Source organism: Plantibacter sp. ME-Dv--P-095, from assembly GCF_030209365.1.
In the GTDB taxonomy this organism is placed as follows: Bacteria; Actinomycetota; Actinomycetes; order Actinomycetales; family Microbacteriaceae; genus Plantibacter.
In genome coordinates, this window is sequence record NZ_JARVSB010000006.1 from 21,049 (window position 1) to 32,285 (window position 11,237).

Here is an 11,237-nt window from a genome sequence, read left to right on the forward strand (position 1 = left end):
GCGCACGTCGGTGTCCTGTCGTATCGACCCAGGGGGTGATACGGAGAGACCGTCGGGGTAGTCATCCAGAGGCGGGCGGCTTTCGAGCCACCCCGTTTTCATGCCCGGCATCCGCGTCAGTCTGAGCGCACCGGTAGGGTCGAACCATGAAGAACACACTGGTCGTCGTCGCTCTCACGTCCATGTTCGTGTCTCTGGTGCTTCGGCTTGTGTGGCCGCAGGTGGAATTCCTCGCCGGGCTGTCGCTCGCGCTCCAGATCAGTGGAATCATCCTGCTCGTGATCTACATCGCCGGGTACGCGCGCGGCCGCGCTCGATCGCGGGCCTGAGACACCGTCCGCCGCGTCACACGCGCTGGCCGGCCGATACTGTTGGGCAATGCCCCACGCGACGTTCGACACCGTCTTGATCAACGGCAGCGTCGGCACCGGGAAGACGACCACCGCCGAGAGGCTTGGTGGCGAGCTGGAGCGGTGCGGTATTCCCGGCGCGGTCATCGATGCCGACTGGTTGCGCCGATCTTGGCCTGCGCCCCCTGGCGATCCGTTCCGGACCGACCTGAGTCTCGAGAACATGCACGCGATCGCCTCGAACTTCCGACGCGCCGGCGCCCGCGTGGTCGTGGTCGCCACTGTTGTCGAGTCTCTCGACGAGCTGCAGCGCAGCGCTGCTGCGCTGGCCTCAAGAAGGCTGTTGCATGTTCGTCTGACAGCGACTTCCGATGCAGTGCTCCCGCGATTGACCAGACGACACGATGATGACGAGGCGGCGCTGCAGTGGCACACACAGCGTCACCCCGAATTGGCCCGCACTCTCGACTGAGCCGGCTTCACCGATGAGCTGCGCATCGACACAACCTGCAAGCAAGCCCCGGAGGTCGCGCGAGAGATCCTCGCGGCCATCGTCGGATGAGCTACAGCGAGGCTCGGAGGACCGTACAGGGCCGATTCGCCCCCACCAGTCAGGTAAGGCTATCCTTCCTAGGTCCCCGCCCTGAACGAAGGAGTCGACGTGCACCAGCGCGCCGCCAGCAGTCTCGCCCTCGCAGCCGTCCTCGCCCTCGGACTCTCCGCCTGCGGCGCCTCCGAAGCCGTCGAACCGGCGTCCACCGCCGCCGCAGGGCAGGGCGCGACGGAGTACCCGCTCACGCTCGACAACTGCGGCGCCGAGGTCACCATCGACGCCGCACCGCAGCGGGTCGTCTCACTCGACCAGAACTCGACCGAGATTCTGCTCTCGCTCGGCCTCGAGGACCGCATCGTCGGCACCGCCTCCTGGACGGACCCCGTCCTCGACTCGCTCGCCGCCGCCAACGCCGAGGTCCCACGCCTGGCCGACAACGCCCCCACGTACGAGGTCGTCCTCGGAGCCGACCCGGACTTCGTCACCGCCTCCTTCGGCCGCCACTTCAACGAGGGTGGCGTCGCCCCACGCGACCGCTTCGCCGAGACCGGTGTCGCCAGCTACCTGTCGCCCACCGACTGCGACAACGGCACGAGCATCAACGGCGGCGGCACGCGCACGACGCCGCTCACCATCGACGCGCTATACCAGGAGATCACCGAGATGGGCGAGGTCTTCGACGTGTCCGACCGCGCAGCAACACTCGTCGCCGATCTGCAGGCCAGGGCCGCGAAGGCGACCGAGGGTGTCGACTTCGACGGCACGACCGTCGCGTTCTGGTTCGCCGACACGAAGACGCCCTACGTCGGTGGCGGACTCGGCTCAGCCGCGCTCCTCGCCTCGACCACGGGCCTCGAGAACGTCTTCACCGAAGCCACCGACGACTGGCCGGCGACCACCTGGGAAGACCTCGTCGACCGCGACCCGAAGGTCCTCGTCCTCGGCGACCTGCAACGCGACCGGTTCCCCGGTGACCGCCTCGACGACAAGATCGCGTTCCTCGAGTCCGACCCGCTCACGAAGACCATGGACGCGGTCCGCAACCAGCGGTACATCGCCCTCCACGGCGCCGAGTTGAACCCGTCCATCCGCTTCGTCGACGGCCTCGAGAAGATCAAGGCGTGGTGGGTCGAGCACGAGGACGAGCTCTGAACCCCCACACGGTGACGAAACCGGATACAGCGACGAACGTCGACACCGCCCGGCGGCCCGCGCCCCGAGCCCGCCGCGCGGTGATCGCCGGACTCCTCGTCCTCGTCGGCGTGCTGCTGCTCCTCATCTCGGTGGGGGCGGCCATCACCCTCGGCCCGGCCGACATCCTGCTCGTCAACGTGCGTGACATCGTCACGAACCACCTGGGGATCACCGACATCCCGGTGAAGCTGTCGAAGGACGCGATCGTCTGGGAGGAGCGCCTGCCCCGGGCGTTCGTCGCCGCCGCGTGCGGAGCCGGACTCGGACTCTGCGGCGTCATCATGCAGTCGCTGCTCCGGAACCCCCTCGCCGACCCGTTCATCCTCGGCATCTCCTCCGGTGCATCGACCGGTGCGGTCGCCATCGGGATCCTCGGACTCGGCGGCGCATCGATCGGGCTCTCGGGTGGCGCGTTCATCGGAGCCCTCGTCGCGTTCGGACTCGTGCTCCTGCTGGCCCGGCTCTCCGGCGGCGGCACCGATCGGGTCGTGCTCGCGGGCGTCGCCAGTACGCAACTCTTCTCGGCGCTGACGTCGCTCGTCATCTTCGCGTTCGCCGACTCCGACGAGACCCGCGGCGTGATGTTCTGGCTGCTCGGCTCACTCGAGGGCGTGCGCTGGGACGACGTGATCCTGTGCGCGATCGTCGTCGTCGCCGGCTCCCTCCTGTGCCTCCGGTACGCCCACGCGCTCGACGCCTTCGCATTCGGTGAAGACGTCGCCGCGTCCCTCGGCATCCACGTGGGCCGGACGCGCGCGATCCTCCTCATTGCGACCGCGCTCATGACCGCGACCCTCGTGAGCGTCGCGGGGGCGATCGGGTTCGTCGGCCTCGTGCTCCCGCACGCCGCCCGCCTGCTCGTCGGACCGCGGCACGGCCGGCTCATCCCGGCGACCGCGATCATCGGCGCCATCTTCATGGTGTGGGTCGACGCCGGCTCGCGGGTCGCGTTCTCGCCGACACCGCTGCCGGTGGGCGTGGGGACGGCACTCGTCGGGGTGCCCGTGTTCATCGCGCTGCTGGCACGGAGGAGGAGGCGCGGATGACGCTGCACGCGGAGAACGTGACCTGGAACCGCGGCGGTGCGCTCGTCGTCGACGGCGTCACCCTGCACCCCGAGCCGGGACAGACTGTGGGACTCCTCGGGCCGAACGGCTCGGGCAAGTCGTCCCTCCTGCGAGTGCTCCACGGCCTCGTGAAGCCGACCGCCGGGCTCGTGACGCTCGACGGCGTCGACCTCGCCTCCGTCGGGCGGCGGCGCATCGCGCGTTCGGTGGCCTCGGTGACCCAGCACGCCGAGACCGACGTCGACATCACGGTGCGCGACATCGCCCGGCTCGGACGGATCCCGCACCGCTCGGGACTCGGCGGCGACACCGCGGCCGACGACGCCGCCGTGGAGCGTGCGCTCGCGCATGTCGGGCTGCTCGACCAGGCCGGGCGCCTCTGGCACACCCTCTCCGGAGGTGAACGTCAACGTGCGCAGATCGCGCGGGCCCTCGCCCAGGAGCCGCGCGAGCTGCTCCTCGACGAACCGACGAACCACCTCGACATCCGACACCAGCTGGAGCTCCTCGACCTCGTCTGCGCGCTCCCGCTGACCACCGTGATCGCCATCCACGACCTCAACCTGGCCGCGATGTACTGCGACAGCGTGGTCGTGCTGCGGGCCGGTCGGGTGGTCGCCGCCGGCGCACCGAGCGAGGTGCTCACGGCGGAACTCATCGCCGACGTCTACGGCGTCGCGGCCGAGGTGACGCTGGACGCGGAGCGCGGGTACCCGGTGGTCACCTTCACCCGATCGGGCTCGCCGTCCCGGACACGGTGATGCCGCCGGTCGCCGGCACGTCGACCGTCAGCAGACTGGGCGCACCGACATGGTGGCCCTGCCGCACGAGGATCCGCGCCAGAGGGGTGAGGAGACCGAGCGCACGCAGGTAGCCGCCGAGGGAAGCCGCTGCGGACCCGGTCGCCGGGTCCTCGGTGATGTCGCCGACGGGGAAGAGGTTGCGCGCCTCGACGTGCAGGATGCCGCCGTCGTCGAAGCCGTGGCTGTGCACGACCGTCGCGGTTCCGGCCCACCCCTGCTCGTCCATCAGCCCGCGCAGCGTGGCCGGGTCGAAGGTGAAGTCGTCGAAGACGTCCTGCTCGCGGACCGCGACGACCGGGTGCCGGTTGCCGGCGAACGACTCGCGGAGCGGCCACCGCTCGTCGAGGTCCGACCGCTCGAGCCCGAGGATCGCCAGCAGCCGGTCGGCGACCTCCGGGTCGAGATCACGCACGGTCGGCTCCACGCTCGTGAACGACGCGGTGATCGAGCGGGTCTCGGGGTCGTTCGTCGTCTCGACGACGAGGGGTCCGACGTTCGTCTCCAGGGTGAACCGACCGACACCTCGGCGTTCGGCGAGCACGACGGCCGTCGCGATGGTGGCGTGGCCACAGAACGGCACCTCGGCGCCGGGGGAGAAGTAGCGCATGCGCACGTGGCGGTCGTCGCCGTCGATTGCCGGGTCGACGACGAACGCCGTCTCGGGGTACGCGACCTCGGTGGCGATCCCCTGCATCTCGGCGTCCGACAGCGCAGAGGCGTCGAGGACGATTCCGGCAGGATTCCCACCACCCGGTTCGGCGGCGAAGGCCGTGAAGCGCAGGATCTCGGGAGGTGCGGTGGTCGACATCCGACGATGCTATCCCGCGGCCTGCGACGCTCGTCGGTCAGGCGCGCTTCCCTCCCCGCAGGGCGAGGAAGTACCAGGCGAGGATCGCCACGACGTCGGCGACGAGGGCGCCGAGCAGGAGGCCGCCGAAGGGGTCGTCACCGTCGATGGCGTCCAGCTCGCGGATGCCGAGCACCATCGCGGCGACGAGCGCCGCCGGGGTCAGCCACCGCACCGCGTCACGGAGGAGCCCCGGCTCCCGCACCCGACCACGGCCCCGCACGGTGCCGATCGCGCCGATCACGCAGCCGAGGATCGAGACACCGGCGAAGAGGAGGGTGAGGAGCCCGGGTGCCAGCGCCGCCGTCCGAGCCCAGGCTGCAGCACCGGCGTCAGTTCCGGCGACCGTGCCGGCCGGGAGGTCGAGGGCCACGCCGAGATCGTCGGAGCGGGCGTCGAGCGGCCACCTGCCGTCGTCAGGCACGAGGTCGAGCGTCGCCGTCTCCTGCCCGGAACCACCCTCGGCCGCCGCCGGTCGCCAGGCCGCGGCCTCGGCGGGGGTCCAACCGGCGGTGACGGCGTCGTCGAGGAACGCGGCGTCGGCGGTGAAGCTGAACCGGAACGGTTCCGGCGGGTCGTCCTCGTCGAATTCGGTGCTGCTCGACCAGCCGTCGAGGAGGGCGACCCAGTGGATCCGGTCGACGTCGCGGCCGTCGATGGTCGCGGCGACCGCGGGCTTCGTGGCGGTCGTCCGGATGACGACGTCGTGCAGTCCGGTCAGCACCTCACCGAAGGTCGTGCGGAGCAGCAGCCGCCCGTCCTCCTGTTCCGTCGTGAAGGGTGCGTCCTCGCCGTCGATCGTCACGGAGTCCACCGCGAGACCCAGGTCCTGTCCGTCGACGACGGCGGGCCACTCGCGGACCACCTGTCCGGGCACCGCACCCTCGTCGGAGAAGTCGACGCCGAGCCGTTCGGTCGTCCGCAGTCGGGCCCGATCGCCGTCGGCGCGCTCCAGCACGGCGTCGAACTCGGCCGAGGCGACCCTCGTGAGGGTCGATCCGGCGATGTCACCGGTGTAGGAACGGGGCGTCTCGGACTCCGTCGAGGGGGCTGGGAGGACGTTCACCGCGACGATCGCACCGGCCACGAGGAGCAGGGCGAGCACGCGGACGGCGATGCGCGGCGCGGTGAGGAAGCCGGTCCGCGATCCCTCGGCACGCGAGGCACGATCGGCCGCGGCCGCCGGCATCGTGATCTCCGGGGCGATGAGCGCGGCCACCCGTCGGCCGGTCGCGCGGGGCGGCGCGCCGAGCACGGCGTAGGGCAGGAGCCGGTCGCGGAGGCTGGTGCGGTCGAGCAGCTGCGTCCGCTCCGCGAACACCCGGATGCCGAGCAGGTGCTGCTTCACGAGCGCACCCTTGCGGGTCAGCGGCCGGGCGGTCAGCGCGATCGCGAGGACGATGACGGCGAAGACGGTCGAGAGCGCGACGAACGCGAGCGGCCACCACACCACCGCGAGCACGGTCTGATGCGACAGCTGCCGGACGATGCCCCACTGGAGGAGGGTCAGCGCGATCGGTGCGGCGATGAACCAGTCGCGGACGAAGCCCTTCGGCACCCGCCGCAGGCCCTCGCGCACCTGGCCGGCGCGTTCCGGCCCGGTGAGGTACCGGCGCAGGGCGCGGGGGCGGTCGCCCAGACGACCGGCCCGCTTGGCGGCACCCGCCGTCGCGATGAGGCGCGCCTGTCGCTTGGCCTGCTGCTTGGTTCCACTGATCGCCGCGTCTTTCAGGCGTTCGGCGAGTTCCATCGTCGCGGGCGACCGGAGGAGGTGTGCGGCGGTGCGCGGCGAGATGCCGGCAGGCGGTTCCGACTGGGCCACGTACCACGGGCGTCCGCGGGCGTCGCCCCACGCGACGGCCCGCGCCGCGAACGACAGGAGGAGCGTCGCGGCGAGGACGAGCATCGGGAGGACCGGACCGAAGGTCTGCAGCCAGAAGATCCACGACTGCGGGGGCATCGTGATCGATCCCGCCTCGAACGGCATGGTGAACCGCGCCTGCGAGTGGGGCGGGGCCGTGTCGTCGACCGTGAAGCCGTAGGTGACCTCGCCCGGTGCCGCGTCGGGCTCGGGGGTGAGCCACTGCCCGGCACCCACGAGAGTCCAGGCGAAGGAGCCGCGCGGCTGCCGGACGAGCCGGTCGTCGAGCTCCTGTGGGATGGTCACCCGCACGTCGAGTTTCGCGACGGCCTGCTGCAGGTCGGGTCCGAAGACGTCCCACCGGAGCAGGTCGACGGGCTGCCCGGTGGCGGTGTCCTGGGTGACGTAGGCGAGGTCGGAGAGCCGGTACCGGATGACGAGGTCGTGATCTCCCGTGAGCCGCTCGCCGGGTTTCACGACGAGTCGCAGGAAGACCGCCGCCCGCTCCCGGGTCACGTCCTGCTCCACGCCGTCGAGGGTCACCGTGATGCCGGACGGGTCGAGGGCGTGCCCCTCGTACTCGGTGGCGAGCACCCGTTCGATGGTGGAGTCCTCGAGGTCCTTCGGGAAGAAGGCGTCGATGCGTTCCTCGACGTCGGTGACGAGCCGACCGTCCTCGTCGGTGGTGACGTGGTAGTCGGCGGAGAAGGAGCGGGCGATCCAGCTGTCCGTGACGTCGGACGCCTCGTCGGTGAGGTCGTCGAGGGTCAGCGGCGGGTTGATGACCGGGCCGACGAGGAGCAGGATCCCGCCGATCGCGACGAGCCCCCAGAGCTGCCACAGCACGCCCCGCAGGCGGGAGCCGCCGCGGGACTGCAGCCAGCGTTCGACGCGCAGCAGCCAGGCGGACAGGACGGTCCACAGTGGCGTGTGCTTCGGGGCCGGGTCCGCGATGCGGGTGTCGGTGCCGTCAGGTGCGTCGGTGCTCTCAGGTGTGCCGGGCTCGCCCGTCCCGTCCGATCCGATCACGTCGTCGAGTGTATCCGCGAGACGCCTAGTGGCTGGTCGCGAGGGCCTCGTCGAAGTCGAGTTCCGGGTCGTCGAGCATCCGGACGGTGGCTCGGGCGTGCGAGCGCGCCGGCTCCGGGGTGGTGTCGGTGGTCGCCGCCTCGGCCGCGTCGCGCCCGAGCTCGCCGATGGAGAGGAACGCACGGGTCAGGCTGAGTCGCACGTCACGGTCGCCGCGCCCGAACTGGCGCGCGAGCAACTCGGAGAGCGCCGGCGCCTCGCGCTCGGGGACGACACCTGCGGCGGTGCGCCATGCGGCTCGGGCGACCTGGTCCTCGTCGTCCTCCAGGAGTGCGAGGGTGATCGCCGACCAGGTGCGCGGGTCGCCCGTCTTCGACAGGGTGTGGAGCGCTTGGCTGCGGGCCTGCGGGAACACCGAGCCGAGTTCTTCGACGAGGCGTGGCACGGTCACCTCGGGGTCGTGCCGCACGAGGGCCCAGGTGAGCATGTCGCGCACGAAGAAGTCGGGTTCGACGGCGCACCGGTCGACGAGCACCTCGATGTAGGAGGGCTTGGGCGTGGTGCCGGCGGCGAGCGCGGCCTGGAGTCGGTCCGAGGAGGCCGGCACACGCAGGGCGCGGGCGAGCCCGTTCGCGGCCGCGTCGTCGTACTCGGAACTCATCTCGATCACCTTCCGTGGCGTGCTGGGGACCGTTCCAGCGTAGGTGTCGGGCGGTCCCGCGGGCCCCGTATGACGACGGTCGTCGGGGAACCGCCAGACTGGGACGCATGATCACCATCCACCTGCGCTACCGGATCGACCCGGAGCAGCTCGACACCTTCACCGAGTACGGGCGGCGCTGGATCCGTCTCGTCAACCGGCTCGGCGGTGATCACCACGGCTACTTCCTCCCCGCGGAGGGCGACAACGACGAGGCGTTCGCGCTGTTCACCTTCCCGTCGCTCGCCGCCTACGAGCAGTACCGCATCGCGGCCGAGACGGACCCCGAGTGCATCGAGGCCTACGAGCTGGTCCGCGGTACGGGCTGCATCCTGCGGTTCGAGCGACGCTTCCAGCGGCCGCTGTTCGGCGACGAGCGCGATGAGGAGGTGGAGGCATGACCGTTCCGACGGTGGACACCTCGAAGCTCGCGGAGCTCGACATCCTCACGACGTCGCGGCTCCGGTTGGTCCCGCTCGGCCCGGTCCACCTCGAGCCGACCCTTCGCGGCCTGGCCGACCCGGAGACCCTGCGTCTCACTGGGACGCATGGACCCATCCCGCGCGAGGCGATCGAGCGGCACCTTGCGACCGTCGGCGCGCGGGACGACCGGGCCGACTGGGCTATCACAGCGAGCGATTCGGGCGAGTACCTCGGTGAAGTGGTGCTCAACGAGCTCGACGAGGACAACGCGTCGATGAACTTCCGGATCGCGCTGGCTCCCGGCCGGACCGGGCAGGGCTTCGGGACGGAGGCGACGACGGCGGTGCTCGACCACGCGTTCGACGTCCTCGGGCTGCACCGGGTGGTCCTCGACGTGTACTCGTTCAATCCCCGGGCGGAGCGGTCCTACCTCAAGGCAGGGTTCGTGGTCGAGGGGCGTCAGCGCCACACCCTCCACTGGGACGGCGAATGGGTCGATTCGATCCTGATGTCGGTGCTCGCCACTGACGACCGCGCGAGCACCCGCTAGTACGGAGCGCGGAACGTCAGGGTGAAGGAGGTGGGCGCGTCCTCGGTGAGGAGCGTCCCGTTGAGGAGTTCCGCCCGCTCGGTGAGGCCGACGAGCCCGTGGCCCGCCGACGACCACGTGGTCCCCGCCGACCGCGCCGGACGAGCGTTCCGGATGACGACGGTGACCTCGTCGGGTGAGGCACTGGCCCGGAGCTCGACGGGCGCTCCCGGGGCATGCTTGCGGGCGTTCGTGAGGCCCTCCTGCACCGTCCGGTAGATCGCCCGCTGCAGCGGCGCCGGAAGCCCGTCCGGCAGCTCGATCCCCGTGGTGACGTCGATCCCACTGTCGGCGATCAGCCGGCTGAGGTCCTCGACCGTCGGTTGCGGCGCCAACGGTGCATGCCCCGTCTCCGCGCGGAGCAGGGTGACCATGTCGCGGAGCTCGTCGAGGGTGCGCGAGGCGAGGGAACGGATCGTGACCGCCATCCGCTTCGTCCCCGGCTCCTCGGTCTGCACCTGGATCGCCCCAGCCTGGACGGCGATGAGGCTGACCTGGTGGGAGACCACGTCGTGCATCTCCCTCGCGATGCGCGTGCGCTCCTCGACGAGGACGTCGGAGGCGATGCGCGCGCGCTCGGTCCGGCGAACCTGCTCGAGATCGCGGATCCGGTCGAACAGCTCCCGTCTGGTGCGCACGAGCAGGCCCAAAGCGATCGGCGCCGCCGCGTACAGGCCGGCGTAGACGATGGACAGGATCGTGTAGTTGGCGGAGTTCCACCCCCACCACGGCACGGCCGCGAGGACGAAGACGACGATGCCCGTCGCGACGAGCCGCCAGCGTCGGCGCTCCCGGACCGCGACGGAGAACAGCGAGGCGAGGCCGGCGAGGGTCGCGAGGTTGAGGGTGAACGCCGGCACGGCGAAGAGGAGCGCGATCCACGGCCACCGTCGCCGGAAGATCAGTCCGACCGCCGCCGCGATCGCCAGCCCCGACTCCCAGGGCGACGCCCATTCGAGCGTCGCGAGGCTCTCGACGACGGCCGCCGCGATGATGGCGAGTTCGATGAGGACCGACCAGAGCCGGGATCGGCGGGTCATGCGTGATCCGTCTCGTCGACACGGACACCGGCGCGCTCCGCGATGATCGCCGCCTCGAGCCGGGTGGTGACGTCGAGCTTGCCGAGGATCGCACTCACGTGGTCCTTCACCGTCGCCCGGCTGAGATGCAGCGCCTCGCCGATCTCCGTGTTCGACGCACCCGTCCGCAGCGCCGCCAGCACGTCCTGCTCGCGGCCGGTCAAGCCGGACAGTCGCCTGGCCGCCTCGCGGTCGGCGCCCCTGGCGAAGCCGCCGACGAGGGTCCGGGACACCTGCGGCGAGAGCACGATGCCGCCTGCCGACAGCGAGCGGAGCAGCATGGGGAGCTGCTCCGGGTCGGTGTCCTTCACGAGGAACCCCGCGGCGCCACTGCGGAGGGCGCGCGCGATGTAGTCATCGGAGTCGAAGGTGGTCAGGATCGCGACGACGGGCGGGTCGTCCCAGGTCTGCAGTTCGTCGAGGATGTCGAGCCCGTTCCGGCCGGGCATCCGGACGTCGAGGAGGACGACGTCGGGACCACTCGCGCGGATGGCGTCGACGGCCGCGACCCCGTCGACCGAGGCGACGACCTCGATGTCCTCGACCGCGCCGAGGATGAGTTCGAACCCGGATCGCACCAACGCCTCGTCGTCGACGACGGCCACTCTGATCACGGGGTCTCCTCAGCTCGACTCTCACCCTACGAGCCCACGGGATGGAGCGGTGACGGTCCGGCTTCGGAACCCGCCAGGTGGCGGGGGTGGAGTAGCCCGCAGCAGGATGTGGGCCGATCGACGCGCGA

General features: G+C 71.0%; 12 protein-coding genes. 7 read left to right on the plus strand and 5 right to left on the minus strand.

Features of this window, described 5'->3' with window-relative positions; translation table 11 throughout:
* Positions 1–146: 146 nt before the first annotated feature.
* The 5 genes from QRN26_RS08340 (at position 147) to QRN26_RS08360 (ending at position 3,925) form a co-directional block, all read left to right on the plus strand.
* On the plus strand, positions 147–329 hold the full coding sequence (locus QRN26_RS08340) for a hypothetical protein (RefSeq protein WP_285036211.1): 183 nt from the start codon (positions 147–149) through the stop codon (positions 327–329).
* Positions 330–378: 49 nt separating this feature from the next.
* Positions 379–822, plus strand: a complete 444-nt coding sequence (locus tag QRN26_RS08345) for an ATP-binding protein (RefSeq protein WP_285036212.1) — start codon at positions 379–381, stop codon at positions 820–822.
* Between the two features lie 189 nt (positions 823–1,011).
* Positions 1,012–2,055 (plus strand): ABC transporter substrate-binding protein, encoded by a 1,044-nt coding sequence (locus QRN26_RS08350; RefSeq protein ID WP_285036213.1) that lies wholly within the window; start codon positions 1,012–1,014, stop codon positions 2,053–2,055.
* Positions 2,056–2,066: 11 nt separating this feature from the next.
* Positions 2,067–3,143, plus strand: a complete 1,077-nt coding sequence (locus QRN26_RS08355; RefSeq protein ID WP_502927375.1) for a FecCD family ABC transporter permease — start codon at positions 2,067–2,069, stop codon at positions 3,141–3,143.
* Entirely contained in the window at positions 3,140–3,925 is a 786-nt protein-coding gene (locus QRN26_RS08360; RefSeq protein WP_285036214.1) for an ABC transporter ATP-binding protein, read from the plus strand. The genes QRN26_RS08355 and QRN26_RS08360 overlap by 4 nt, the downstream gene beginning before the upstream one ends.
* Here QRN26_RS08360 and QRN26_RS08365 read toward each other — a convergent pair.
* The 3 genes from QRN26_RS08365 to QRN26_RS08375 are packed head-to-tail and all read right to left on the minus strand — an operon-like array spanning position 3,891 to position 8,365.
* A complete protein-coding gene (locus tag QRN26_RS08365) occupies positions 3,891–4,775 on the minus strand; it encodes a PhzF family phenazine biosynthesis protein (RefSeq protein ID WP_285036215.1) in 885 nt (294 codons plus the stop codon). The two genes, QRN26_RS08360 and QRN26_RS08365, sit on opposite strands and share 35 nt — an antisense overlap.
* Positions 4,776–4,812: 37 nt before the next feature.
* Positions 4,813–7,704, minus strand: a complete 2,892-nt coding sequence (locus QRN26_RS08370; protein ID WP_285036216.1) for a hypothetical protein — start codon at positions 7,702–7,704, stop codon at positions 4,813–4,815.
* Positions 7,705–7,729: 25 nt separating this feature from the next.
* Positions 7,730–8,365, minus strand: a complete 636-nt coding sequence (locus QRN26_RS08375) for a HEAT repeat domain-containing protein (protein ID WP_285036217.1) — start codon at positions 8,363–8,365, stop codon at positions 7,730–7,732.
* Positions 8,366–8,472: 107 nt separating this feature from the next.
* On the opposite strand from QRN26_RS08375, the gene QRN26_RS08380 reads away from it, so the two are divergent.
* Complete coding sequence (locus QRN26_RS08380; RefSeq protein ID WP_285036218.1) at positions 8,473–8,805, plus strand: NIPSNAP family protein; 333 nt, start codon at positions 8,473–8,475, stop codon at positions 8,803–8,805.
* Positions 8,802–9,377, plus strand: coding sequence for a GNAT family N-acetyltransferase (locus tag QRN26_RS08385; protein WP_285036219.1), 576 nt, complete (start codon positions 8,802–8,804; stop codon positions 9,375–9,377). Before QRN26_RS08380 ends, QRN26_RS08385 begins: the two co-directional genes overlap by 4 nt.
* On the opposite strand, the gene QRN26_RS08390 is transcribed toward QRN26_RS08385, so the two are convergent.
* Positions 9,374–10,456 (minus strand): sensor histidine kinase, encoded by a 1,083-nt coding sequence (locus tag QRN26_RS08390; RefSeq protein WP_056009488.1) that lies wholly within the window; start codon positions 10,454–10,456, stop codon positions 9,374–9,376. The genes QRN26_RS08385 and QRN26_RS08390 overlap by 4 nt on opposite strands.
* Positions 10,453–11,109 carry a response regulator gene (locus tag QRN26_RS08395; RefSeq protein WP_056779749.1) on the minus strand — a complete coding sequence of 219 codons (657 nt, stop codon included), beginning with the start codon at positions 11,107–11,109 and terminating at the stop codon, positions 10,453–10,455. The genes QRN26_RS08390 and QRN26_RS08395 overlap by 4 nt, the downstream gene beginning before the upstream one ends.
* Positions 11,110–11,237: the final 128 nt, after the last annotated feature.